General features: G+C 65.7%; 21 protein-coding genes. 6 read left to right on the top strand and 15 right to left on the bottom strand.

All coding sequences use genetic code 11. From position 1 onward, the window contains the following. Nucleotides 1-80 precede the first annotated feature (80 nt). Both N2602_RS07870 and putA read right to left on the bottom strand, forming a co-directional pair. A complete protein-coding gene (locus N2602_RS07870) occupies nt 81-1,286 on the bottom strand; it encodes a CaiB/BaiF CoA-transferase family protein (RefSeq protein WP_260382263.1) in 1,206 nt (401 codons plus the stop codon). A gap of 115 nt (nt 1,287-1,401) precedes the next feature. Further along, nucleotides 1,402-4,401, bottom strand: a complete 3,000-nt coding sequence (gene putA, locus N2602_RS07875; protein WP_260382264.1) for a bifunctional proline dehydrogenase/L-glutamate gamma-semialdehyde dehydrogenase PutA — start codon at nt 4,399-4,401, stop codon at nt 1,402-1,404. A 114-nt stretch (nt 4,402-4,515) separates the two neighbouring features. On the opposite strand from putA, the gene N2602_RS07880 reads away from it, so the two are divergent. Continuing rightward, nucleotides 4,516-4,977, top strand: coding sequence for an Lrp/AsnC ligand binding domain-containing protein (locus tag N2602_RS07880; RefSeq protein WP_260382265.1), 462 nt, complete (start codon nt 4,516-4,518; stop codon nt 4,975-4,977). A 170-nt stretch (nt 4,978-5,147) separates the two neighbouring features. Here N2602_RS07880 and N2602_RS07885 read toward each other — a convergent pair whose 3' ends face one another. The 4 genes from N2602_RS07885 to N2602_RS07900 form a co-directional block, all read right to left on the bottom strand. Then, complete coding sequence (locus tag N2602_RS07885; RefSeq protein WP_008563500.1) at nt 5,148-5,348, bottom strand: cold-shock protein; 201 nt, start codon at nt 5,346-5,348, stop codon at nt 5,148-5,150. A gap of 208 nt (nt 5,349-5,556) precedes the next feature. After that, a complete protein-coding gene (locus tag N2602_RS07890; protein WP_172788425.1) occupies nt 5,557-5,865 on the bottom strand; it encodes a cytochrome c in 309 nt (102 codons plus the stop codon). Nucleotides 5,866-5,877: 12 nt separating this feature from the next. Continuing rightward, nucleotides 5,878-7,077, bottom strand: a complete 1,200-nt coding sequence (locus tag N2602_RS07895) for a molybdopterin-dependent oxidoreductase (protein WP_172788424.1) — start codon at nt 7,075-7,077, stop codon at nt 5,878-5,880. Nucleotides 7,078-7,290: 213 nt separating this feature from the next. Further along, the gene (locus N2602_RS07900) at nt 7,291-9,021 is read right to left on the bottom strand and encodes an adenylate/guanylate cyclase domain-containing protein (RefSeq protein WP_172788423.1); all 1,731 of its coding nucleotides are present in this window, start codon (nt 9,019-9,021) and stop codon (nt 7,291-7,293) included. A 389-nt stretch (nt 9,022-9,410) separates the two neighbouring features. On the opposite strand from N2602_RS07900, the gene N2602_RS07905 reads away from it, so the two are divergent. Beyond that, the gene (locus N2602_RS07905; RefSeq protein WP_260383620.1) at nt 9,411-10,916 is read left to right on the top strand and encodes a glycosyltransferase family 39 protein; all 1,506 of its coding nucleotides are present in this window, start codon (nt 9,411-9,413) and stop codon (nt 10,914-10,916) included. Nucleotides 10,917-11,100: 184 nt separating this feature from the next. Here N2602_RS07905 and N2602_RS07910 read toward each other — a convergent pair whose 3' ends face one another. Then, nucleotides 11,101-12,129, bottom strand: a complete 1,029-nt coding sequence (locus N2602_RS07910; protein WP_172788422.1) for a YcjF family protein — start codon at nt 12,127-12,129, stop codon at nt 11,101-11,103. Further along, nucleotides 12,126-13,595: a YcjX family protein gene (locus N2602_RS07915; protein ID WP_260382266.1), complete on the bottom strand. Its 1,470-nt coding sequence runs from the start codon at nt 13,593-13,595 to the stop codon at nt 12,126-12,128. Before N2602_RS07915 ends, N2602_RS07910 begins: the two co-directional genes overlap by 4 nt. Nucleotides 13,596-13,777: 182 nt before the next feature. On the opposite strand from N2602_RS07915, the gene trhA reads away from it, so the two are divergent. Beyond that, nucleotides 13,778-14,473 carry a PAQR family membrane homeostasis protein TrhA gene (gene trhA / locus N2602_RS07920; protein ID WP_260382267.1) on the top strand — a complete coding sequence of 232 codons (696 nt, stop codon included), beginning with the start codon at nt 13,778-13,780 and terminating at the stop codon, nt 14,471-14,473. 59 nt (nt 14,474-14,532) lie between these two features. Continuing rightward, nucleotides 14,533-15,327: an SDR family oxidoreductase gene (locus N2602_RS07925; RefSeq protein ID WP_172788419.1), complete on the top strand. Its 795-nt coding sequence runs from the start codon at nt 14,533-14,535 to the stop codon at nt 15,325-15,327. Nucleotides 15,328-15,477: 150 nt separating this feature from the next. On the opposite strand, the gene N2602_RS07930 is transcribed toward N2602_RS07925, so the two are convergent. Then, a complete protein-coding gene (locus N2602_RS07930) occupies nt 15,478-15,930 on the bottom strand; it encodes a MarR family winged helix-turn-helix transcriptional regulator (RefSeq protein ID WP_260382268.1) in 453 nt (150 codons plus the stop codon). Between the two features lie 77 nt (nt 15,931-16,007). On the opposite strand from N2602_RS07930, the gene N2602_RS07935 reads away from it, so the two are divergent. Continuing rightward, on the top strand, nt 16,008-16,784 hold the full coding sequence (locus tag N2602_RS07935) for an SDR family NAD(P)-dependent oxidoreductase (RefSeq protein WP_260382269.1): 777 nt from the start codon (nt 16,008-16,010) through the stop codon (nt 16,782-16,784). Nucleotides 16,785-16,808: 24 nt separating this feature from the next. On the opposite strand, the gene mdlC is transcribed toward N2602_RS07935, so the two are convergent. The 4 genes from mdlC to N2602_RS07955 all read right to left on the bottom strand — a co-directional run bounded on the left by mdlC (nt 16,809) and on the right by N2602_RS07955 (nt 21,716). Beyond that, on the bottom strand, nt 16,809-18,431 hold the full coding sequence (gene mdlC, locus N2602_RS07940) for a benzoylformate decarboxylase (protein WP_260382270.1): 1,623 nt from the start codon (nt 18,429-18,431) through the stop codon (nt 16,809-16,811). A gap of 138 nt (nt 18,432-18,569) precedes the next feature. Then, nucleotides 18,570-19,421: a MaoC family dehydratase N-terminal domain-containing protein gene (locus N2602_RS07945; protein ID WP_260382271.1), complete on the bottom strand. Its 852-nt coding sequence runs from the start codon at nt 19,419-19,421 to the stop codon at nt 18,570-18,572. 15 nt (nt 19,422-19,436) lie between these two features. Continuing rightward, nucleotides 19,437-20,537, bottom strand: a complete 1,101-nt coding sequence (locus N2602_RS07950; RefSeq protein ID WP_260382272.1) for a CaiB/BaiF CoA-transferase family protein — start codon at nt 20,535-20,537, stop codon at nt 19,437-19,439. A gap of 9 nt (nt 20,538-20,546) precedes the next feature. Continuing rightward, a complete protein-coding gene (locus N2602_RS07955) occupies nt 20,547-21,716 on the bottom strand; it encodes an acyl-CoA dehydrogenase family protein (RefSeq protein ID WP_260382273.1) in 1,170 nt (389 codons plus the stop codon). A gap of 125 nt (nt 21,717-21,841) precedes the next feature. Here N2602_RS07955 and N2602_RS07960 point away from each other — a divergent pair, with 125 nt between their 5' ends. Continuing rightward, on the top strand, nt 21,842-22,762 hold the full coding sequence (locus tag N2602_RS07960; RefSeq protein ID WP_172788413.1) for a LysR substrate-binding domain-containing protein: 921 nt from the start codon (nt 21,842-21,844) through the stop codon (nt 22,760-22,762). 286 nt (nt 22,763-23,048) lie between these two features. Here N2602_RS07960 and N2602_RS07965 read toward each other — a convergent pair whose 3' ends face one another. Next, nucleotides 23,049-24,323, bottom strand: coding sequence for a cytochrome P450 (locus N2602_RS07965; protein WP_260382274.1), 1,275 nt, complete (start codon nt 24,321-24,323; stop codon nt 23,049-23,051). A gap of 25 nt (nt 24,324-24,348) precedes the next feature. Then, nucleotides 24,349-25,614, bottom strand: a complete 1,266-nt coding sequence (locus tag N2602_RS07970) for a cytochrome P450 (RefSeq protein WP_212260433.1) — start codon at nt 25,612-25,614, stop codon at nt 24,349-24,351. Nucleotides 25,615-25,831: the final 217 nt, after the last annotated feature.

A 25,831-nucleotide genomic window follows, 5' to 3' on the forward strand; every position in this document is an offset into this window, starting at 1 on the left:
GAAGCAATCCAGCAATGCATCCGCGGAGACACTCTGGATTGCTTCGCTGCGCTCGCATGACGGGGTTAGAGCGGCGCGTCCTAGCCGACAGCCCCCGAACCCCTCAGCTGCTTGATCGCCGCCTCGTCATATCCCGCCCCGCGCAAAATCTCGTCACTGTGCTCGCCGACGGCCGGCGGCTTGCGCGGCTGCACCTTCTTGGCGCCGTCGATCCAGATCGGGCTGTTGATGGTGAGCATGGTGTCGTTCTCGAACGGCACCAGCACCTCGTTGTCCAGCATCTGCTTGTCGTTCGGGATGTCGTCCAGGATGGCGACGACGCCGAACACGAGACCGTTGCCGTCGAGGATCTTTCGCCATTCGGCGAGATCCCTGGTGGCGAAGGTCTCGTCCAGGATCTTGATCAGCTCGACCGAGCGGGCGTGGCGGTCGGCCTTGGTGACAAAGCGGGGATCATCGATCAGGTCTTCGCGCCCCACGCACTTGGCCAGCGTCGGAAACTGCTTCTCTTCGTTGAGCAGCGACAGGATCAGCCAGCGGCCGTCCTTGCACTGATAATGGTTGGCGACCGCGTTGAGCGCGCGCTCGCGCGGGCGCCGCTCGCCGAACTTGGCGCCGCAGAGTTTTGCCTGCGCCAGCACGCTCGCCGCCCACAAGCCGTTCGCCATCAGGTTTGAGGCGACGTGCGAGCCCTTGCCGGTCTTCTCGCGCTGATACAGCGCGGTGACGATCGCGCCGTAGAATGCCATGGCGCAAGGGTGATCGCCCATGCCCGCGACCGAGCGCGCCGGCGTGGTGTCGGTGTCGGCGCGGACGAGGTCCATCAGGCCGGAGCGCGCCCAATAGGCGTTGCTGTCGAAGCCGGGCTTGTTGGCTTCCTCGCCCTTCTCGCCATAGCCGGTGAAGGAGGCGTAGATCAGCCGGTCGTTGAGATGAGCGAGATGGTCATAGGTGATGCCGAGCTTGATGCGCACCGGCGGCGGCATGTTGGTGATGAAGACATCGGCTTCTTCCACGAGCTTGTAGAGCACGGCCTGCGCCTCCGGCTTGGACAGGTCGAGCGCGATGCTCTTCTTGTTGCGGGCCTCCAGCAGCCAGGCGTAATTGTGCTCGCCGCCCGGATAGCCCGGAATGTTGGGCAGATTGCGGTAGGGGTCGCCGGCGCCGGGCGGCTCGATCTTGACGACGTCGGCACCGAAATCCGACAGCACGGTCGCGGCCGCGGGCGCTGCGATGAAGCTTGCGCAGTCCAGAACCTTCAGGCCGGCAAAAATGCCCTTCTCCATCGCAGCGTCGCTCCCTCGCTTCAGTCGTTTCCCGCGCGCTGGAATTGGCGCGGGCAGGTAGTGGGAGCATTAGACCGATGTTTTGCCGGGATGCAACGGCGCCTGGCGCGGGGCCTCACTCCTCTCCCGCAAGCAATGCGGCATTGCCGCCGGCAGCCGCGGTGTTGATCGTCACCGTCTGCTCGGTGGCGAAGCGCGCGAGGTAGTGCGGGCCGCCGGCCTTGGGGCCGGTTCCGGACAGGCCGCTGCCGCCGAACGGCTGCACGCCCACCACGGCGCCGATCATGTTGCGGTTGACGTAGATGTTGCCGACCTGGACGCGGTTGATGATGGCCTCGATCGTATCATCGATGCGGGAATGGATGCCGAGCGTGAGCCCGTAGCCGGTGCGCGCGATCGCTTGCAACACACGCTCGAGGTTTTCCGCGCGGTAGCGAACGACATGCAGGATCGGGCCGAACACCTCCTCGGTGAGTTGACCAGCCTCCTTGAGCTCGAAGATATGCGGCGCGACGAAGCAGCCATCCGGCGCGTGGCCTGCAAAGTGCAGCCGCGCCTCGCGCTTCATCCGCGCGACATGCGCATCGAGGCGTTGCTTGGCCTCCTCATCGATCACTGGACCGACATGGGTCGCGACATCGGCGGGATCTCCAATCCCGAGTTCGCGCGCGGCGCCCGCGATCATCTCGATCATGCGGTCGGCGACATCCTCTTGCACGAACAGGAGTCGCAGCGCCGAGCAGCGCTGGCCGGCGGAGCGGAACGCGGAAGTGACGACATCATCGGCCACCTGCTCGGGCAGCGCGGTGGCATCCGCGATCATGGCGTTGATGCCGCCGGTCTCTGCGATCAGCGGCACGATCGGCCCGTCCTTAGCCGCGAGCGTTCGGTTGATGCCGCGGGCAACCTCGGTCGAGCCGGTGAAGACGATTCCGGCGACATCAGGATGCGCGGTGAGGACGGCGCCGATACGGCCATCGCCGGTGACGAGATGCAGCGCGCTTCTGGGGATGCCGGCCTCGTGCAGCAAGGCGACGGCCTCGCGCGCGATGCGCGGCGTCTGCTCGGCGGGTTTTGCCACCACACTGTTGCCGGCCATCAGCGCCGCGGTCACTTGGCCCAGGAAGATCGCCAGCGGAAAATTCCACGGCGAGATTGCGACGAACACGCCACGGCCGCACATGACGAGCGCGTTGCTCTCGCCGGTCGGGCCCGGCATGGTCGTATCAACGCCGAACAGCTTGCGGCCCTGCGCGGCGTAATAGCGGCAGAAGTCGGCGGCCTCGCGCAGCTCGGACAGCGCGTCGTCGAGCGTCTTGCCGCCCTCGCCTTGCAGCAGCGCGATGAAACGGGCGCGGCGGCTTTCCAGGAGATGCGCGGCCTGCTCCAGCGCCGCGGCGCGTGTGCCTGCAGGCGTCCGGCTCCAGCCGGCAAAGCCGGCGCGCGCAGCCGTCACCGCCGCATTGGCTTGATCCGGTGTTGCGTTAGCGACAGGCTTGAGATCGGCCGCCTCGGCCCTGACGTCGGCCAGCAGCTGGTCGAGTGCGGCGCGCTCACCGAATTCGACGCCGCGCGAATTGCGCCGCTCCGGCGCGAACAGATCTGCCGGCAACGGAATTTTGGTATGAGCTGCCTGTTGCGGCCGGACAATGGCTTCCGCCGGACGCTGCAGCAGCGCCGAAACCGGCACGCGATAATCGGCCGCCTGCGCCACGAACGACGAGTTGGCGCCGTTCTCCAACAGCCGTCGCACCAGATAGGCGAGCAGATCGCGATGGCTGCCGACCGGCGCATAGGTGCGGTAGGCGATGTCAGGATGATCCTTGGCGAGTTGCTCGTACAGCGCTTCGCCCATGCCGTGCAGGCGCTGGAACTCGAAACCGCCGCCATCTTGCGCGAGCTCGAGCACGGTCGCGACCGTCAGCGCGTTGTGGGTGGCGAATTGCGGGAATATGCGCGGCCGCAAGGCGAGAAGCTTCGTCGCGCAGGCGATGAAGTTCAGATCGGTCATCGCCTTGCGCGTGAACACGGGATAGCCGTCGAGCCCGCGCTCCTGCGCGCGCTTGATCTCGGTGTCCCAATAGGCGCCCTTGACGAGGCGCACCATCAGCTTGCGGTCATGCGCGCGGGCCAGCGCATCGACATAGTCGATCACCGCGCTGGCGCGCTTCTGATAGGCCTGGATCGCCAGGCCAAATCCGTGCCAGCCGGCAAGTGACGCATCGGCGAGCGTCGCCGCGATCACGTCGAGCGACAGTTCCAGCCGGTCGGCCTCCTCGGCATCGACGGTGAAGTTCAAATCGTAGGTCTTGGCGCGCTGCGCGAGATCCAGCAGTTGCGGCACCAATTCGCGCATCACGCGGTCGCGGCTGATCGCCTCGAAGCGCGGATGCAGCGCCGAGAGCTTGACGGAGATACCGGGCCGGTCGGGCAGGGCATGGTTGCCCGCCGCCTTGCCGATCGTCTCAATTGCGGTGGCATAGGCGTCGAAATAGCGTTTGGCGTCAGCGGCCGTGCGCGCGCCTTCGCCGAGCATGTCGAAGGAATAGCGCGGCTTCTGGCCGGAGCGCGGCCGGCCCCGCTCCAGCGCCTGCTCGATGGTCTCGCCGAGCACGAAATGATTGCCCATCAGCCGCATTGCCTGGCGCGTCGCGGTGCGCACCGCCGGTGCGCCGAGCCGCTTCACCAGCCGGCCAATGGTGCCGTCGGGCGTCTCCCCCGGCTGGATCACCCGGGCGGACAGGCCGAGTGCCCAGGCCGAGGCGTTGACCAGGAACGCCGTGGACTTGGTCTCGTGATGGATGAAATCGCCCTCGCCGAGCTTGTCCTCGATGAACTGGTCGGCGGTGCGTGCATCGGGCACGCGCAGCAGCGCTTCCGCCAGCACCATCAGCGCCAGCCCCTCCTTGGTCGAGAGCGCGAACTCCCGCAGCATGTCCTCGACCCCGCCGAGCCGGTCGTCGCGCTTGCGGATGGCCTCGATCAGCCGCGTCGCAGTGCGGTCGATCCGCGCCTCCTGTGGTGGGGCGAGATGCGAAGCCGGCAGAAGCTTTGCGGCGATCTCGGCGTCATCGGGGGCGTAAGGCGCTAAGAAGGGCGGCGGGATGTTCGGCATGGCGTGTCCTGTGGCTAACATCCAGGATAAGGCCCGCGTGACCGCAGTTCGATAGACAATCTAGCCAGTTTGCCTTAGAAAATGAAGATAGGAAACAGCTTGGCCTCATAAAGTATGGAACTGGACCGAACCGACCGGAAAATCCTCTCGATTTTGCAGGAGGATGGGCGCATCGCCAATGTCGAGCTCGCCGAGCGCATCGGGCTGTCGCCGACCTCGATCGGCGAGCGGCTGAAGCGCCTGCAGCGCGAGGGCTTTGTCGAAGGCTATGGCGCGCGGCTCAATCCGCACCGGCTCGGCCTTGGGCTCCTGGTGTTCGTCGAGGTGCTGCTCGACAAGACCACGCCCGACAATTTCGAGCGGTTCGCACGGGCCGTGAGGCTCGCCCCTGAAGTGCTGGAGTGTCACATGGTTGCCGGCGGCTTCGACTATCTTGTGAAGGCGCGGCTTGGCGACATGACCGCCTATCGACGCTTTCTCGGCGAGACCCTGCTGTCGATGCCGGGCGTGCGCGAGACGCGGACCTATGCGGTGATGGAGGAGATCAAGCGCGACGCACCGCTGCCGGTGGGTTAGCGAAGTGCAGTCGCGATTGTCATTGCTGTGGTTCGATAAGCGGTCTTCGCAGGAAAAATAGCTATCCTTGTGCAATCGCAACGCCTGTCGTCGAATGCACCGGCCGTCTTCTTAAATTTTTTTGGCCCGCTCCCGGACAAATCCGGGAGGCAGCAAAGGCTGGCTCGGGCTTATACTTTGAGGTTCTCCGCGGAGGTCTTGCCCCGGTTTGCGATCTCTTCGTATTCCACCGTCTGTCCCTCGTTGAGGGTCGACAGACCGGCCTTCTGCACTGCCGAGATATGCACGAACACATCCTTGCCACCCGACGCAGGCTGGATAAATCCATAACCCTTCGTCGGGTTGAACCACTTGACCGTACCTTTAGCCATCACGACTTCTCCGCGGGTCTTCCTCCGAGATCTCGAACCGCCAGTCCCCGCCAACCGGCCGGTTCGGTCCTAACAGGATACGCGGAATGTGGCAGGCTTGGTAGCTCAAACCACATCGCCATTTCGCCGAATTCCGCTCAACTTCGCGGCGTTTTTGCCGCTTTTGCCCGTTTCGCGGTCAAATGGCCGGCACGCGTGCCGGCGTCCGTCAATACGTCGCAGCCAGATAATCGACGATCTTGCCGACATCGGCATCGTCGATCGGTGCGCCATAGACCTTGATCATCTTGGTCACCGCGGCCTGCCAGAAGGCCCTCTTGTCCTTCATCGGCGGCTGCGTGGCGACGTAGTCGGACGAATGGCAGGCGCCGCAATTGCCCTGCACGACCTCGAGATTGGGTCCGGGCTTGAAGGCGGCGACCTCGTCGGGGGTCTTGTAATTGACCGGCGCTGCAAGTGACGAGCCCATCAATGCGGCGGCGGCGAGCGTGATGGCGAGGAGAACGGTGCGCTGCATGATCAGTCTCCTTCAGGCCACGCTGACGCGGACGGTTTCGACGACGTTGCGCAAATAGCCCGCCGGGTTCCAGCGCGGCGTGTCCGGCTGGGTCTCGCCGCCATTGCCGGTGGCGCGGACCTTGAGCTCGTGGCTGCCGGCCGCGAGCTTCACCGGCAGCTTCCATTCGCGGAAGGCGTACTTGCCGAGATCCTTGCCGAGCTTGGCGCTGACCCAGGTCTTGCCGGCGTCGGTGGAGACCTCGACCGCCTTGATGCCCTTGCCGCCATCGAAAGCGATGCCGCGCAGGGTCACCGCTCCCGCCTTCAGCTTGGCACCGTCGGGGATGCTGGTGATGAAGGAGCGGATGGTGAAGCGGTTGATCGGGATGGTCGCCTTCGGCGCAGTGCCCGGCTCGACCGCGTTGTTCGGCGTGTCGGGGATGCGATAGGCCGACTTCATCCAGAAGCCGTCATAGACGTTGTCGATGACGGTGATCTCGTTGAGGTGCTTGACCCAGTAGGTGCCGTAATAGCCGGGCACGATCAGGCGCAGCGGGAAGCCGTTGAGGAACGGCAGGTCCTCGCCGTTCATGCCATAGGCCAGCATCACCTCGCCGTCGCTGGCGTGATCGATGTCGAGTGCCTTGACGAAATCCGGCGTCTTGTCGTTGACCGGCCCGTCCATGCCGTTGAACGTCACCTGCTTGGCGCCGGCCTGCACGCCCGCCGTCTCGAGCACCACCTTCAGCGGCACGCCGCGCCAGCGCGCACAGCCCATCGCGCCGTTGGCGAGCTGGCCGCCGGCCACGCGCGGCTCGAAGAAACCGCGGCTGTTGCCGGAGCATTGGTTGACGGCGACGAGCTCTGTCGCCTTCATCTTCCGGATGTCTTTCAGCGACAGTTTCAGCGGCTTGTCGACCTTGCCCTTGACCTCCAGCGTGAACTTGTCGGGGTCGAGATCGTAGGGCAGGTCGGAGAGGTGATAGCGCACGAAGAATGCGTTGTTCGGCGTGATCGGGCCGTCGTTGAACACCGCAAACGGCGTCTCGAGCTGCGGCGGCCGGCTGGTCAGGCCGATCATCGGCCGCTTCTGCGGATACTTCACCAGCGGTCGTTCGCCGTTGGCGAAGGGCAGGGTCACGGTGTCGAGGGCCAGCGCCCTGGTGGCGTCCAATCCTGCCGCCAGCGCGGCGAGGCCCGCACCTTTGAGCAGGTCGCGTCGATCGAACATGTGGTCTCCTCCCGGAGCTTTTCTTCTGACCGCGGTCATCACCGCGAGACCCGCGCTCATCTGTCGCCTCGATTTGGATGATGTCAATTCGTGCTTTCGCAGCAAGCCCATGCCGCTGCGTTGCAGCAGGCCGGTGTTGCGCTTGTAGGAGATTGAGCCGAGCTGCTGTAGCGCAGGCGGGAGAGGGAGCGCACCTCGCGCTTGGCTTGCGCCTTAAGCCGCCACGCGCTCGCTGCGATCGACCAGCCCCGCCAGCTCCCTCGCATTCGCCACCACGCGCACCGCGAGCACCTCGTCGCGGCCGCGGATGGCGACCTCCTGCTGCGGCAGGGCGTCCTCGGCAATATCAGCGGTGCGGCGGATTTCTTCCGAAACGATCGCCTCGCAGGCCAGCGTCTTGGTCATGTCCTGCAGGCGGGCCGCGACGTTGACGGCATCGCCGAGCGCGGTGAAGACGATGTGATCGCGATAGCCGATGTCGCCGATGATGACCTCGCCGCCGTGGATGCCGATGCCGAAGCGGATCGGCTGGCGCAGATCGTGGCTCAGGAGGTCGTTGAGCGCGTCGATATGCGTGGCGATCCCGGCTGCGGCCTTGAGCGCCTGCCGGCACGCGGTTTGCGGGTCGGCCGCGAGGCCGAACAGGGCCAGCATGCCGTCGCCGACGAACTGGTTCGGCTGGCCGCCGTTCTCGATGACCGCCTGCGACACCGCGCCGAGGAAGCGGTTGACGATGAAGACCGTGTCGAACGGCAGCCGCTTCTCGGCCAGCTGCGTCGAGCCGCGCATGTCCACGAACAGGCTGACGAGATAGCGCTCCTGGCCGATGCTGGCGGATGTCGAGGCCTGCCCGTCCGCTCCATGCGTGTGAGGCGTGAAGAGCTGGAAGAAGGAAAGGTCGGAGGTCGGGCGCAGCTGACAGGCCAGCCGGATCGAGGGATCGGCGGTGCCGACGCGGGTGAGCACGAAGGCCTCGCGCTGCGACGGTGTGGGAAGGGTGTCATGATCGCCGATGATGCGGATGCGGCAGGTCGAGCAGCGGGCGCGGCCGCCGCAGACGCTGGCATGCGGCACGTTGTGGCGCAGGCTCGCTTCCAGCACGGACAGGCCCTTGGGGACGCGCACCGTCTTGCCGTTGCCGTAGGACAGCGCGATCATGCCGCCGCGACGTTCGCGCAAGGCGCGCGCGCCGCGCGCCACGAGCACCAGTCCAAGCAGTCCGAAATAGCCGATGGTGAGACCGCCCGCGATGCGGTCGAGCGTGTTGCCTTCCGCAGCCGTTCCGACCTGGCGGCGGGTGAGATTGTGCGTACGCCATTCGCCGTCGTCACTGTCGGCGGCAACGCTGCGGCCGCCCTGGTAGACGCCGAGCAGCGACAGCGTCGGGATCAGCACGGCGGCCGCGAGCAGATAGGGCGCCGCGCGCGTGAAGAACGGCTTCAGCCGAAGCCAGAAATAGATGCCGATGCAGCCGTGCACCCAGGCAATGAGAAGCAGGATCGTCATCTGCCAGAGTCGGCCCGGCGCCGCGACGAAGAATAGATAGAGCTCCTGCGGATAGAGCTTCTCGTGTCCGTACAGCGTCTGTCCGAGCCGCACGCCGATGACGTGGCCCATGACGAGCACGGGGATGCTCAAGCCGAGCACGAGCTGGAGTGGCTCGATCGTCCGCCAGCGGAACTGGCGGCGCTGATATAGTGCGTAGAGGCCGAGCCCCATATGGGTGAGTGCGGCCGTGTAGAACACGATCGCGACCGGGAGGAACTGCCAGAACAGCGTGTGGTAGTAGACCCCGGTCTCCATAGCATCGACCGAGATGTTGCCGAGCGCATGGTTGAGGAAATGACTGACCACATAGGCGAACAGGATGATGCCGCAGACGAGCCGCACCTGCCGCACGCCGGTGGCGCGGACGACGGACATCTGTCTGGGAGCGGTGGCCATGATTCGATTGTATCAGTTCATGGAGGAGAACAGCCAGCGTAGCCTTTAATTCCCGGTGTGGACAGGTTGTAAGGTCACATGCGCGGCAAAGGTTACCAAACCGTAGGGTGGGCAAAGGCGCGCGCCGGCGCGCCGTGCCCACGATCTCTATCCTCAATAACCGTGGGCACGCTTCGCTTTGCCTACCCTACGGCCCCTGTGGTTATGGGTCACGGGTCTGCGCTGACGCTTGCCCGGGCCACAGCGGTATCTGCGGCACGCTCCCCACATTGACTCCCCCTCCCAAGTCGGGGAAAAGCGCGACCGTGACGATCGCTCCCGACATCTCTGCGAAGCCAGACGGCGCCGAACGCCGTCTCATCCTGATTGCTGCAGCGATCATCGCCGCGATGACGCTGCTCCGCATCGTCTACGCCTCCGTCATCGAGCTGCGCACCGACGAAGCCTATTACTGGACCTGGTCCAAGGAGGCTGCGCTCAGCTTTCTCGATCATCCCCCCGGCATCGCCTGGCTGATCCGCTTCGGAACCGCGATCTTCGGCGACACCAATCTCGGCGCTCGCTTCGGTGGCATCGTCGCGATGCTGGTGACGCAGCTGCTGCTCGCCGACATCGTCCGCCGCCTCACCCATGATGCGCGCGCGATCGTGTTCGCGGTGCTGATGCCGGAAGCCGCGCTTTACTACGGCCTTCTGATGGCCAAGGTCGCGCCTGATGTCGCCATGATCCCGTTCGCGGTCGCGATGATGTGGTCGCTGGTGCGGCTGGCGCAAAGCGGCGACGGACGCTGGTGGCTGGCGGCGGGCCTGTTCGCGGGCCTCGCGATGCTCTCGAAATTCACCGTGATCATGTTCGCGCCGGCGGTTGCCGCTTTTCTGCTGGTGCCGGATTGGCGCTGGCGCTGGCTGCGCAGTCCTTACCCTTATCTCGCCGTCCTGGTCGCGATCGCCGTGTTCTCGCCGGTGCTGATCTGGAACGCGCAGCACGACTGGGCCTCGTTCCGCTTCCAGGGCGTGCGCGCGACCGCCAATTACGGCCTCTCGCTGCGTACGATCGGCGATTACATCGGCCTGCAATTCGGCCTGGTCGGCTTCGTCATGCTGCCGGTGGTGTTGACGGGCCTGGTGCTGACGGCATGGCGCGGCTATCGCACGCGCGAGCCGGTCGCGATCCTGTTGTCGACCGCGGTGCTGGTGCCGTTCGCCTACTTCTTCTTCAAGTCGCTGACGCTTCGCGTCGGCGACACCTGGCCGATGTTCATGTGGCCGGTCGGTTTTGCCGCCACCGCGGTCAATCTCGTCACGATGAGGAAAGAGGGATGGTCCGCCCGGATGCTGGAATCCTCGCTGTTCTGGGTCAGGACAGCGATCGTCTCAGGCATCGGCTTCACCATCATCGTGTTCCTCTACTACGTCGCCGCGCCCTGGAATCTGCTCGGCAAGCTCGACCCGATCGGTGCCGAAGCCGGCTACGAGCAGGTGGCCGCGCGCGCGCAAGCTGCGCTCGACGAAACCGGCGCGACCTGGATCGCGACCACGGACTACCGCACCTACGCCATGATGCGCTGGCTGTTCCGTGGCCGCGTGCCCGTGATCGAGATCAACGAGCGCGGCCGCTTCCAGGATTTCCGCGATCCCGGCATGGACAAGATCAAGGGCCACGCCGGAATCTATGTCGGGCGCGAGCCGGACGATCGTTCATCGCTGTGGGAGAGCATCCCCGCCCAGCGCGAGCAACTCGGCCAGGTCGATCGCCGCTGGCGCGGTGTCGTGACGGACACCTATGTGCTGGAGAAGCTGACCGGCTGGACCCCGGAGCTGTCACCGCCCAAGGACTCGCCGCTATTTTTGTGGCGCGTGCTGGCGGGAGAATTCGAAGCCCGTTCGCGCGCATAGGGCGCTTTCTCTTACCCTCCCCTGGAGGGGGAGGGTCGATCGCGCGCAGCGCGAGCGGGGTGGGGTGATCTCTCCACACGGGGTACTGCCGGATGTGGAGGCACCGTCACCCCACCCCGTCTCGCATCGCTGGCGCGCTGCGAGCCGACCCTCCCCCTCCAGGGGAGGGTAAGAAAGAGAGCCGCTACTCTTCACCGTCCTTCTTCCGCAGCAGGTCCGTCGCCAGATCCGACAGCTTCGGCGGCGGCAGGGCCGCGAACGGCAGCGGCCGCGTGACATCGATCGCGGCCAATCCCAGCCGCGCCGTCAGCAATCCGTTCAGCACGCCTTCGCCGAGCCGCTGCGACAGCTTCGCCGCGATGCCGTGGCCGAGCATCTGCTGCACAAGGCTGTCGCTCGCGGCCATGCCGCCGGTGATGGCGAGATGGGTAATGACGTGGCGGAGCAGGCGGATCATGCCGAGCGCCCCGGGACGGCCGCCATAGAGATAAGCGAGCTGGCGGATCAGGCGCAGCGCCGCCACGAACACGAACAGCACGTCGATTGCGGCGCGCGGCGAGACCGCGGTGACGATCGAGACCTTTTGCGCCGCTGAGGACACCAGCCGTCGCGCTTCCGCGTCCAGCGGCGACATCAGCTCGCGCTCGGCGAGGCGGATCATGTCGGCGCCGTCGATGATCTCGCCGGCATGGCTCTCCAGCGTCGCGCGGGCGCGCGCCAGCTGCGGGTTCTGGTGCGCGATCTTGAGCAGGTCCTGCACGATGACCCGGCTCTCCTTGCGATCGTCACTGGCCAGCACGGCCGCTGCGCGCTGATGCAGCTTCTCGATGGTCGCAAGCCGCGCCAGCCCGAACGCCTCGCGCCCGATCACCACCGCGAGCGCCAGCGCGGTGACGCAGGCGAAGGCAAGACCGACGAAGCCGAGCGTTTCGTTGCGCGCGAACAGATCCTCGATCAGATGGACTACGCCGAGCCCGGTGCCGAGCAGCGTCAATCCCGCGAGCCCCGACCAGAACAGCGTGCCCCAGGGAAAACCGCGCCGCGCCGGGAGTGCGGCTTGCACCGGCACCGGCAGCATCGCGGGATCCGGCTCCGGCGTGATCTGGATCGTCGCGCGGGCGAGGCGGCTGGTCTCGTCGGCCTCGGTGACGACGACGCCGGGATCGTCCAGACGGAACGTCGCCGGCCGCCGTGGCTTCGATCGGTCGGTCATGACAGCTTGTCTCCGATCAGGAACTGCAAGGCACGGTCGAGGCGGATGTGTGGCAGCGTCGGCTCGTCGGCCCCCTCGCGTTCGAGCCTCGGCGGCCGGAAGCGCAGGAAGCGGAAATCGCTGTTCCCCGCCGCCTCCCTCGCGAGCCCGCGGAACGCATCCGTGCCGTTGAACAGCGGTTCGGGATCGACGGGCAGATCGCCCGGAAAGGTCGCAACCTCGGTGTTGCCGTCGAAGAACTCGCCACCGGCGCTTTCGCCTGCGGCCGGTGTTCCCAGGATCGACGGCAACTTGTCGCGGCCCCGCGCCACCTGCGCTTCGCGCGTGGCGCGGACGGCGGCGAGCGCGACGACGTCGATCGCCGCGCCGGTGTTTTCCGCGCGGGCGACCGCGCGCGACACGGCGCGGCGCAGCACCGCCTCGAGCCGGTCGTGGCTGGAATGATGCAGATGATCCGCCTTGGTGGCCGCGAACAGGATGCGGTCGATGCGTGGCCGGAACAGGCTGGAGAGGATCGTGCTGCGGCCGATGTTGAAGCAGTCGAGAATGCCTGATAGCGCGGCTTCGAGATCGTGCAGCGCCTCGGGGCCGGAGTTGAACGCGGAGAGCGCATCGGCCAGCACGATCTGGCGGTCGAGCCGCGCGAAATGATCGCGGAAGAACGGCCGCACCACGACGTCCTTGTAGGCCTCGAAGCGCCGCACCATCATCGCCCACAGCGATCCCTCGCCCGCCTCTCCGCCTGCGGGCAAATCCAGCGGCGCAAAGGTCAGCGCCGGCGTATCGGCGAGATTGCCGGGCATCAGGAAGCGGCCGGGCGGCAACAGGCTCATCGCAAAGCGCTCGTCGCGGCAGGCGCGCAAATAATCAGTGAAAAGCTTGGCGGCCGTCAGCGTCGCCTGCTCGTCCTCGCGCGCCTCGGGCTTGAGCGTTGCGAGATGGGTGTGCCACTCGGCCGCGAGAGGCGCGCGCGGCGCCTCGCGCGACAGCGCCAGGCTCTCCGCCGACCATTGCTCGTAGCTCTTGTGGAGCAACGGCAGGTCCAGCAGCCATTCGCCGGGATAGTCGACGATGTCGAGCGTCAGCGTGCGATCGGCGCCGTTCGGGCGCTGGTAGTCGATCACGAGCCTGAGCTCGCTGATGTCCACGGTCGAGTTCGGCCAGCGCCGTTCCTCGATCAGGGCGCGCAGATGGCTTTCATAGGCAAAGCGCGGCACGGCATCATCCGGTTGCGGCGCCAGGTGCGCCCGCGCGATCCGGCCCGAGGCATAGGCCTCGAACACCGGAAACCGGCCGCCGCGCGTCAGCCCGTGGATCAACGCGGTGATGAATACGGTCTTACCGGCGCGCGACAGGCCGGTGACACCAAGCCGCACCGTCGGGTTGAAGAAGTGCTCGCCATAGTCGATCAGCGCCCGGGCCGACAGCCGCGCCTCCTCGACCATATCCTGGAAACTGAATGCCATATGAACGTGGGGGATCTCGGGCGAGGGATACGCAAATTGGACTAGTCACAAAAGTGGCAATTGCCTGAGGAAATTCAAGCTTTCATACTTCCACCGCCTTTGTCGGCAAATCAGCCGTTTGAACGATGCGCCGATCCCGAGAGACCCATCCAAGAGGGCATTGCCACGCTTTGCGGATTGCCATGACCGTCTTCCAAATGAAACAGTTCGCGTCCAATTCCGTCCACGCCGCAGCCGACGCGATCGGCTGGGATTACGATCGCGCCGAGCTGATCGCCGACGGCATCGTCCACGCGATCGGTGTTCTCTCAGGCCTCATCGCCGCAACCGTGCTGGTGGTGCTGACGGCGGTCTATGCCGACGCCACCGACATCGTCGGCGTCTCGATCTATGTCGCCGGCCTGCTCTCGATGCTGGTGCTGTCGGCGACCTATAATCTCTGGCCGGTCTCGCCGGCCAAATGGCTGCTGCGTCGCTTCGACCATTCTGCGATCTATCTCTTGATCGCCGCGACCTACACACCGTTCATCCTGGAGCTGAAGGACAGCGTGTTCGCGCTGGTGCTGCTCGCCGGCGTCTGGTGCGTGGCAATTCTTGGCATCGTGCTGAAGCTGCTCTATCCCGGCCGGTTCGACCGCGTCTCGGTCGGCATCTATCTCGCGATGGGCTGGAGCGGCATGATGCTCTACGATTCCGTGGTCAGGGCGTTGCCCACGCTGGCGCTGGGCTTCATCCTTGCCGGCGGCTTGCTCTACAGCTTTGGCGTGATCTTCCACGCCTGGCGGCGGCTGCGCTTCCAGAATGCGATCTGGCACGGCTTTGTCTTGGCCGGCGCGGCATGCCATTATACCGCGGTGCTCGACCTCGTGTTGAGCTGACCCGCGACGCGGAATAAGCGGCGCGTTAAAAAAGCGACACAAGACAGAGGAGACGTCGCATGCAGGTGACCGGCAAGGTCGTGGTCGTCACGGGCGGCGCAAACGGCATCGGCAAGGCGCTGTGCGAGGCCTTTCACAATGCGGGTGCGGCCAAGGTCGTGGTCGCGGACATGGACGCCGCCAATGCGAGAGCGGTCGCCGCCATGGTCGATGGCGCCGCCTTCAAATGCGACGTCGCGCAGGAAAAGGACATCGTCCACGTCATCGAGGAGACCGAGCGGCAGTTCGGGCCGATCGCGCTGTTCTGCTCCAATGCCGGCATCGGCGGCGGCTTCGATCCGATGTCGGAGAATGCCGGTGGCGCGTCCGACGAGCCGTGGCAGCGCAGCTGGGCGATCCACGTCATGGCGCATGTCTATGCGGCGCGGCATCTCGTCCCCCGCATGAGGGCGCGCGGCGGCGGCTATTTCCTCAACACAATCTCGGCCGCGGGCCTGTTGTCGCAGGTCGGCAGTCCGGCCTATTCGACGACGAAGCACGCCGCGGTCGGTTTTGCCGAGAACCTCGCGATCTCGCACAAGGCCCACAACATCAAGGTCTCGATCCTGTGTCCGCAGGGTGTCGACACCAACATGCTGCGTTCGATCCCCAAGGGCCCGCAATCCGGCGACGGCGACCTGACGCCCGAGCAGGTGGCGAAAGACGTGCTCGCCGGCCTCGAGCAGGAAACATTCCTGATCCTGCCGCACCCGCAAGTGCTCGGCTACATGCGCAAGAAGACCGAGAACTACGACCGCTGGATCGGCGGCATGGCCAAGATCCAGGCCAAGATGCGGGACGAGTTCCGGAAGTAGACGCCGCGATTGATGCTGTCATGCCCCGCCTAGTGCGCAATTGCGCACGGGGGGCGGGGCATCCAGTACGCCGCGGCGTGTCGGCTCAACACAACCGTCTCGGCGTACTGGATCGCCCGGTCAAGCCGGGGGATGACACCGATAGTGTGGCTACACCGCCGCTTCCTCCACCCGGCTCTGTCTGAGCGCCTGCGCATAGAGCATCATGCCCTCGCGCACAGTGCGCTGCTCGGCCGGCGTCAGCGCCGCCAGCGCGCCGCGCACCTGCTGGCGGCCGAACGCATGCAGTGCCTCCAGCGTGCGCCGGCCCTTTGCCGTCAGCGACAGCCGCTTGCTGCGCGCATCCGCCTCGTCCGGCATCTCCTTGAGCTCGCCGCAATCGATCAGCTTGCGCACCAGGCGGCTGACGCTGGATTTCTCCAGCCGCAGGAAATCGCCGAGCTCGCCCGAATTCATCGGACCGCGGATGCCGATCTCCAGGATCGTGTGCACAGCGGAGGGCGGATAGCCCGAGGCCGCCACCGTGGCGTCCATGAAGCCGAGCTCGCGCACCATCAGGCGCGAGGCGGCGCGGATGTCGTCGATCAGCGAAAGTTCGGCCATGGCTTGACTCGGCCCATATAGTTGTATCATACAACTATATGCGCGCAACGGCGCGCGCAAGTGTTTTGGAGTGGACCATGAGCGGAGCTTTGCCGGCAGGTCATCGGATGAGCGGCAAGGTCTGCCTGGTCACGGGCGGCGGCAGCGGCATCGGGCGCGCCACGGTGCTGCGGATGGCATCCGAAGGGGCGGAGGCGGTCATCGTCGCCGGCCGGCGCGAGGCCGAGATCGAGGCCACCGCCGCCGCGTGCCGCGAGCTCGGCACGGAGGCGATCGCGCTCAAGACCGACATCACGAAGGAAGACGAGGTCGCGCGCCTCGTCGGCACGGCCGTCGAGCGCTGCGGCCGGCTCGACGTCGCCTTCAACAATGCCGGCTTCCAGGAGCGCCGGGCGCCGCTGGAGGAACAGGGCACGGAGATCTACGACAGCGTGTTCGACACCAATGTTCGCGCGCTGTTCCTGTGCCTGCGCCATCAATTGCCGGCGATGCTGGCGAAAGGCCGCGGCAGCATCGTCGTCAACGCCTCCGTCAGCGGCGTGCGCAACCCCAATCCCGGCTTCTCGCTCTATTCGGCCTCCAAGGCTGCCGCGATCTCGCTGACGCGCTCGGCGGCGATGGAGAGCGCGCCGCGCGGCATCCGCATCAACGCCGTCGCGCCCGGCCGCGTCGTCACCGACATGATGCTGCGCGCCGGCGTCGGCGATGTTGTGACGGTCGGCGCCGGCCTGCCGTTGCGGCGGATGGGCAGCCCGGAGGAAGTGGCGGAGGCCGTGGTGTGGCTGTCGTCGGATGCGTCGTCCTATGTGGTCGGGCACGTGCTCGCCGCGGATGGAGGATTTCTGGCGTCGTGATGCCGTAGCCGGGATGAGCGCGCGTCAGTGTTTCTGCCCGTACAGCACCGGCACCGCGGAATCCACGACGACCTCGACAAGGCTCGTGCCCTCGAACGCCATCCCGCGCTTCAGCGCTTCGCCCAGCTCCGCCGCCTTCGTCACCCGCATCGCATGGCAACCCATGCTCTCGGCAAGCCGGACGAAATCGATCCCCGGCAGCTCCAGCCCCGGCACGTTCCGCACCTGCATCACCTGGCTGAACGAGCGCATCGCGCCGTAGCCGGAATTGTTGATGACGACGACGGTGAGCGGCAGCTTGCGCTGCGCCGCGGTCCAGAGCGCCTGGATCGAATACATCGCCGAGCCGTCACCGATCAGGCACACGGTGCGCTGCTTCGGCTTGCCCAGTGCCATGCCGACCGCGGCGGGCAGGGAATAGCCGAGGCCGCCGCTCGACATGGTGTAGAAACTGTCCTGGCCGCGCATCGGCATGAACTTCTGCATCGCCGGCCGGTGCGAGGGCACTTCCTCCACCAGTGATGCGCCGTCGGGCATCGCCTGCGACAGCGAGTGCAGCAGGAATTCGACCGGCAGCGGATCGGCGGCCTGCGGCGCCGGTGGCAGCGTGCGGCCTTTTGGCGTGACGCGCTTGCTCTCGGGCAGCAGGTCGAGCAGCAGGCTCAGCGCTGGCTTTATCGTGGCGATGACGCTGGTGCCGACCGGTGTCACCGCGGCAGCATCCGCATCATCCGTGATCTGGAAGATGCTCGCGCCGCCGTCGAAGATCGCGGCGTGGCCTTCGACATGGAAGGTGAACACCGGCGCGCCGATGACGACGATGAGATCGTACTCGCGCAGCGCGTCGGACAACTGGGCCGGCGAGGCATGCAGAAAGCCCGCAAATTGCGGATGCCGCTCGGGGAAGGAGCAGCGGGCCGAGAACGGACTGACCCAGACGCTCGCCTTGGCCTTCTCGGCAACGCGCACCATCAGCTCGACCGCGCCGGCGCGATCGATTCCGGGACCGACGACGAGGGCAGGGTGCTTTGCCGAGCCGAGCGCAGCCACCAGCGCCTTCATCGGCTCCAGCTCTGGCCCGATCTCGCGACTGACCTTGCGCGCCTCGATCGGCGCGCAGGCATGGGCCCAGTCGTCGATCGGGATCGACACGAAGGTCGGCCCGCACGGCGGCTGCATTGCGGTGTAATAGGCCCGTGCGATCGCGGCCGGCACGTCCTCGGCCCGCGCCGGCTCGACGCTGTACTTGACGTAAGGCCGCGGAAACTCCGAGGCGCGCTCGGCATAGAGGAACGCCTGCAAGGGAAGGATCGAGCGCGCCTGCTGGCCCGCGGTGATCACCAGCGGCGTCTGGTTGCGGTGGGCGGTGTAGATGTTGCCGAGCGCGTTGCCGACGCCGGCGGCCGAATGCAGATTGACGAAACCGGCATTGCGCGTCGCCTGCGCATAGCCGTCTGCCATGCCGACGGCAGAGGCTTCCTGCAGCGCCAGCACGTAGTCGATATCGCCAGGCCAGTCGCTGAGGAACGGCAGCTCGGTCGAACCAGGGTTGCCGAACACCCTGTCGATACCGAAGGCGCGCAGCAGGTCCAGCGTTGCCTGCTTCACGGTGACGGACTTGCTGCCGGTCTTGCCGTTCTTGCCCATGGTTTCCGTCCCCTGTTTATTGCCGCGCTACCAGCCCCGCCCGTCATTGCGAGCGAAGCGAAGCAATCCAGACTATCTCCGCGGAGGCAGTCTGGATTGCTTCGTCGCTTCGCTCCTCGCAATGACGAGGAGAGACTATTACCACACCGCCGTGCCCTTCATCGTCGGCTGCCCCTCCGCGTTCGCGGTCCAAAGCTCCATGCTCTCGCCGCTGTCATTGGCGTTAACCGAGAACTCCGTGCCCTCGAACAGCGGCTGCACGCCGCGATACGTAAACTTCTTCGGTGCCTTGCCGCCGCGAAGCTTCGCCGCCATCTCGACGATCAGCGCCGCCTGCAGCGGGCCGTGGAAGATCAGGCCCGGATAGCCCTCGACCCTGGTGACGTAGTCGCGGTCGTAATGGATGCGGTGGCCGTTGAAGGTCAGTGCGGAATAGCGGAACAGCAGCACGGGATCGGACACATGCGTTTCGCGATGCTGCGCCTGCGGCGGCGGAGGCGGGGCCTTGCCGCCCGCCGGCGCGCCGCCCGTCATCTCGCGATAGACGATGTCCTGCCGCTCGCGGATCGCCGTGCCCCTCGGCGAGGAGATGCTGTGCTCGACCGAGACGAAGCACAGCGTGCCGGTCGATCCGGTCTTGATCTGCACGTCGGCGATGCGCGAGGTCCGCGTCGATTCATCGCCGACCTGCAGCGGCTGCAGGAACTCGATGTCGCCGCCCGCCCACATCCGGCGCGGCAGCGGCACCGGCGGCAGGAAGCCGCCGCGGGTCGGGTGGCCGTCGGGGCCGAGCATCGACATCGGAAACACCGGCTGCGCCAGGCACCAGTGCACCGTGAACGGCGCAACGTCGCCCGCCTTGGGCTCGCCGACCTCCTGGAACAATGTCGCGCGCAGGCCCTTCACGAGCTGCGCGGTGACGACGTCGGTGGCCTCCTGGCTGCGGCCGATCCATTGCCGCAAATGATCGATGTCGAGCTTCTCGGTCATGACGCCTCGCTCTCATTATTTGGATTGGGGACGCTCGCCGATGGCGGGCACGGCACCGTAAGAGCGCGTCTCGCCGACGACGATCGGCGCCGGCGCGGGATAGCTGACGCGGCCTTTCGGCGTGTCGACCTCGATGCGCCGCAGATGCGGATGGTTGGTGAGGTCGGCCATGGTGTTGACTTCGGCAAAGGCGATGTCGGCGTCCGACAGCCGCTTCAACAGCTCATCGCGCGTCATCCTGCCGAAGATGTCGGCCACGGTTTTGTCGGTGAAATCCCGGTTACGCACGCGCTCGACCATGTTGGCGACGCGGGGATCGGCTGGCAGGTCCGGCTGATCCAGCACTTTTGCGCACAGCGTCTTCCACTCGCGCTCGCTCTGGATCGAGATCAGGATGTCCTTGCCGTCTTTCGAGGTGAACACGCCGTAGGGCGCGATCGAGGGGTGGCGCAGGCCCATGCGCTTGGGCGGATTGCCGGCCTCGGCATTGAGCAGCGGCACGGTGCACCAGTCCGCCATCACGTCGAACATGGAGATGCGGATGTCGGCGCCCTTGCCGCTGCGCCCGCGCGCGATCAGCGCCTCCAGGATCGCCGCATGCGCGGTGGCGCCGGTCGCGACGTCCACGATCGACATGCCGACGCGCGAGGCGCCGTCGGGATTGCCGGTGATCGAGGCAAGGCCGCTCTCGGCCTGGATCAGCAGATCATAGGCTTTGCGATGCGCGTAGGGGCCCTCGTCGCCATAGCCGGTAATCGTGCACGAGATCAGCTTTGGATAGTCCTTCAGCAGCCGCTCGCGCGAGAAGCCGAGCTTGTCCATCGAGCCCGGCTTCAGGTTCTGGATCAGCACGTCGGCACCCGCGATCAGCTTCTCCAGCTCGGCGCGGCCTTCCTTCGTCGTGAGATCGACCACAGCTGATTGCTTGCCGCGGTTGAGCCAGACGAAATAGCTGCTCTGGCCCTTGGCCGCCGCGTCATAGCCGCGGGCGAAATCGCCCTCGGGCCGCTCGATCTTGATCACCTCCGCGCCGGCATCCGCCAGGCGCGATGAGCAGAACGGCGCCGCCACCGCCTGCTCGACCGCAATCACCCTGATCCCGTCAAGTGCTCCCATGGCCCGACCTCAGTACGAGCGCGGCATGCCGAGCACGTGCTCGGCGACGAAGGACAGCACGAGATTGGTCGAGATCGGCGCCACCTGATAAAGCCGCGTCTCGCGGAACTTGCGCTCGACGTCGTATTCCTCGGCAAAGCCGAACCCGCCATGGGTCTGGATGCAGGCATTCGCCGCTTCCCAGGACGCATCCGCCGCCAGCATCTTGGCCATGTTGGCCTCCGCGCCGCAGTCGAGTCCGGCCTCGTATTTGCGCGTGGCTTCCTTCACCATCAGCTCGGCCGCGCGCATCGAAGCGTAGGCCTTGGCGATCGGGAATTGGATGCCTTGATTCTGGCCAATCGGCCGGCCGAACACGGCGCGCTCCTTGGCGTAGTTCGTCGCTTTCGCGATGAACCACTTGGCGTCGCCGACGCATTCGGCGGCGATCAGGATGCGCTCGGCATTCATGCCGGACAGGATGTAGCGAAAACCCTTGCCTTCCTCACCGATCAGATTCTCCGCCGGCACCTTCATGTCGGTGAAGAACACTTCGGTGGTGGCGTGGTTCATCATGGTGCGGATCGGGCGGATCTCGAGGCCGTTGTTCTTGGCCTCGCGCATGTCGACGATGAACACCGAAAGGCCATCGGTGCGCTTCTTGACCCGGTCCTTCGGCGTGGTGCGCGCCAGCAGCACCATCAGGTCGGAATGCTCGGCGCGGCTGGTCCAGATCTTCTGGCCGTTGACGATGTAGCTGTCGTTGCCGTCCTTGCGCGCGAACGTCTTCAGCGAGGAGGTGTCGGTGCCGCTGGTCGGCTCGGTGACGCCGAACGCCTGCAGGCGCAATTCGCCGCTCGCGATCTTCGGCAGGTATTTTGCCTTCTGCTCGGCATTGCCGTGCCGCAGCACCGTGCCCATCGTGTACATCTGGGCGTGACAGCCGCCGCCGTTGCAGCCCGCGCGCTGGATCTCCTCCAGGATCGCCGCGGCCGCCGACAGCTTCAGGCCCGCGCCGCCGTATTCCTCGGGGATCAGCACCGAGAGATAGCCGGCCTCGGTCAGCGCATCGACGAACGCCTTGGGGTAGGCCATCTCGCGATCGAGCTTGCGCCAATATTCGCCGGGGAACTGCGCGCAGAGCTTGGCAACGGCCTCGCGGATGTCGGCGTAATCTTCGGTGTGGTGTTCTTGACTCATGGCGTTTCCAATTCTTAGCGGCAGTTAAGATAACGCCGGCCAACCCACGGGCGTTGTGAAAACAATGCCCGCCCCCTATGCTCATTTGTTATAGCGTATGGAGTAGCCTTCCAGGATTGGCAAGCATGGATTTCCGGCAGCTCAGGACCTTCAGTTGCGTGGCGGAGCTCGGCAGCCTGTCCAAGGCCTCCGACACCTTGCGCGTGGCGCAGCCGGCGCTCTCCCGGCAGATCAAGCTGCTGGAACACGAGCTGCGCACTGAACTCTTCACGCGCAACGGCCGCGGCATGGTGCTGACCGAGGCCGGCCGCCTCCTGCTCGCGCGCACCTCCGGCATCGTGCGGCAGATCGACCAGATCCGCGACGATATCCAGTCGGCCAAGGGGCCGCCCTCGGGTCAGGTCGTGCTCGGCCTCGTTCCGACCGTGAGCTGCGTGCTGTCGGCGCGCTTCGCACGGCGCTGCGTCGAAAAATTTCCCGGCATCTCGCTGCGCATCGTCGAAAGCTACAGCGGCCATCTGGTCGAATGGCTGCATCGTGGCGAGATGGACCTCGCCATCCTCTACGGCCGCTCGGCCGATCTGCATCTCAACGTGCAGAGCCTGGGGCGCGACAACATCGTCGCGGTCGGCCCGCGCGGCTGCGGGCTGGCGCGGAAGAAGAATGTCGACATCGGCTGGCTGCTGCGGCAGCGGCTGGTGCTGCCCTCTCATTCCCACGGCCTCCGCGCGCTGATCGAGCACGCCGCGGCCCAGCGCAAGATCAAGCTCGACGTCCAGCTGGAGGCGGATTCGTTCCGCGTGTTGACCAGCCTGGTCGAGGAGGGCCTCGGCTTCGCGCTGCTGCCGCCGTCCTCGGTCCACGGCGAGGTCGCGGACGGGCGGCTGGAAACCGCCCCCGTATCCAAGCCGATGACGCGCGAGCTCATCTTTGCTTCTCCAATCGACCGCCCGGCCTCGACGGCCTCGCTCGCCATCACCGCGCTGTTGCGCGAGGAGGTCGCCGCCTGCCGCAAGGACGGCGTGTGGGACATCAAGTTGAGTTAGATGGCGTGTGGTAGAACAGTCAGGCGCCGACTTGCCTTCGCATCTGGCGCGAGCTGTCATGCCGGAATTTTATAGCTGGGGGAGGTGTGATAGCCGAGCGTTAGGGACGACGTGCTCCTAGCCCCACCCTCGGTGTCATTGCCCGCGAAGGCGGGCAATCCAGTATTCCAGAGACAGCAGTGCTTGAACCGAGAAGCCGCGGCGTACTGGATGCCCCGCCTTCGCGGGGCATGACAGCGGAGTTTTGGAGAGGCGCCTTGCCTCAAAGAACTCCGCAGAGCGGCGCCTACCCCGGTATCCGCACCGGCAGCGTCTCATATCCATTGATGAAGCTCGAATAGATCCGCTTGGGCTCGCCGACCACCTCGATGCGGTCGAAGCGCTTCAGCATCTCCTCCCAGATGATCCGCAGCTGCAGCTCGGCAAGGCGCATGCCGACGCAGCGGTGGATGCCGAAGCCGAAGGACAAGTGCGTGCGCGGGCGCGGGCGGTCGATGATGAACTCGTTCGGCTTCTCGAACATCTCCTCGTCGCGATTGCCGGAGACATACCACATCACGACGCGGTCGCCCTTCCTGATGTGCTTGCCGCCGATCTCGGTATCGGCAAGCGCCGTGCGCCGCATATGCGCCAGCGGCGTCTGCCAGCGGATCACCTCCGGCACCATGGAATCGATCAGCTCCGGGTTGGCGCGCAGCTTGTCGTATTGTTCGGGATTCTCGTTCAGCGCCAGCACCGAGCCGGTCATGGTGTTGCGCGTGGTGTCGTTGCCGCCGACGATGAGCAGGATGATGTTGCCCATGAGGTTGTCGGGGTCCATGTGCCGCGTGGCCTCGTTGTGGGCCATCAGCGACAGCAGGTCGTTGCGCGGCGCCGAGTTGACGCGCTCGTTCCAGAGCTTGGACATGTAGGCGTAGCACTCGTCCATCTCGCGGCGGCGCTCTTCGGCGCTGGCGACGATGCCGCTCTTGGGCAGCGCGGTGGAGACGTCGGACCAGCGCGTCAGCTTGCGCCGCTCCTCCCAGGGGAAGTCGAACAGGGTTGCCAGCATCTGCGTGGTCAGCTCGATCGAGACGCGCTCGACGAAGTTGAAGGTCTCGTTGCGCGGCAGATTGTCGAGCACGGTCTGCGAGCGCTGGCGGATCAGCTTTGCGAGCTCGTCCAGATGCGTCGGCGTGAACATCGGCGACACCGTCTTGCGCTGCGCCGAATGCCTGGGCTGGTCCATCGCGATGAAGCTCGGATAGTCGTAGCCTTCCGGCACGTCGCGGATCGAGATGCCGCCGAGCTTTGAGTCCGAGGAGAAGATGCCGTGATTGGTGTCGACATGCATGATGTCGTTGTATTTCACCACCGACCAGTACGGCTCGATCGGCGCGTTGGTGCAGTAATGCACCGGCTCTTCGTTGCGCAGCCGCTCGAACCATGGCCACAGCGTATCGTCCTGGAACAACCGGGGCGCGCCGGGGTGGAACTGCGACAACGGCGTCGCATAGGCCTCCTCGCGGGCCCTGCGCATGCGTTCGGCCTTGTCGGATTTGACCGGCGCTTGGATGTTCATGATCGTGGCTCCAGTTGCGTTCGACTCACGCCGCAATCTTCACCGGCAGCGTCTCGATACCCTTCACGAAACTCGAATAGACCCGCGTGGGTTCGCCGACCACGTCAATATGGTCGAATCGCTTGAGAATTTCCTCCCAAATAATCTTGAGCTGAAGCTCGGCAAGCCGCAGGCCCACGCAACGGTGAATGCCGAAGCCGAAGGACAGGTGGGTGCGTGGGCGCGCGCGATCGATGATGAATTCGTAAGGCTTGTCGATCGCCTCCTCGTCGCGGTTGCCCGAGACGTACCACATCACGACCTTGTCACCCTTCTTGATCTGCTTGCCGCGGAACTCGAAGTCGGAGAGCGCCGTGCGGCGCATATGCGCCAGCGGCGTCTGCCAGCGGATCACCTCCGGCACGAAGCTGTCGAGCAGATCAGGGTTCTCGCGCAGCTTGCGATATTGGTCGGGATGCTGGCTCAGCGCGAGAAGCGAGCCCGACATGGTGTTGCGGGTGGTGTCATTGCCGCCGACGATCAACAGAACGAGATTGCCGAGGAAGTTCTTTGCATCCATGTCGCGCGTAGCAGTGCCATGCGCCATCATCGACAGCAGGTCGCTCTTCGGCGGCTGTTCGATGCGCTCCTTCCAAAGGCGGGAGAAGTAGGCGGCGCATTCGGCGAGTTCGGCCTGCCGCTCGTCCTCGGTCGCGACGAGACCGTCGGGGCCGGGAATCGTGGTGGCGACGTCCGACCAGCGCGTCAGCTTGCGGCGGTCCTCCCAGGGGAAGTCGAACAGCACCGCCAGCATCTGCGTCGTGAGCTCGATCGAGACGCGGTCGACCCAGTCGAACACCTCGCCGCGGGGCAGATTGTCCAGGCACTCGGCCGAGCGCTTGCGGATGTTGATGGCGAGATTGTCCAGGTGCGTCGGCGTGAACATCGGCGCCACGGTCTTGCGCTGGGCTGCATGGCGCGGCGGATCCATCGAAATGAAACTCTCGCGGCGCAGATCCGGATCGATGTCGCGGATGGTGATGCCGCCGAGCGAGGAAGCGGAGGAGAACACCGCATGGTTGGTCTCGATCTCCATGATGTCGTTGTAGCGCGTCACCGACCAGTACGGCCCGAACATCGAGTCCTTGCAGTAGTGCACGGGATCTTCCCGCCGCAGCCGGTCGAAATAGGGCCAGAACGTATCGGTCCTGAACAACTCGGGGTCGCCGGGATCGAATTGCTCCAGCGGCAGCGACGTTGCGCGCTCGCGCAATGCGTCGAGCTTGGCCGCGCTTTCGATGGTCCCGTGCATGACCGTTCTCCCTGGGTATGAACCGCGCGTCGTTGAATTCTGCGCTGCGGTATTTGATTTGCAATTACAGCCGGTTGTCTGCGCCGGGGCAAGGGAGAGTTTTGCCACATCCAACCCTTGAGCGTAGGCCGAATGGAAGCGCGTAGCCTGGATGGAGCGCAAGCGAAATCCGGGAATCGTGCCGCTGCCGCTGTCCTGGATTGCGCGTCGCTCCATC

Source organism: Bradyrhizobium sp. NC92 (assembly GCF_025200865.1).
In the GTDB taxonomy this organism is placed as follows: domain Bacteria; phylum Pseudomonadota; class Alphaproteobacteria; order Rhizobiales; family Xanthobacteraceae; genus Bradyrhizobium.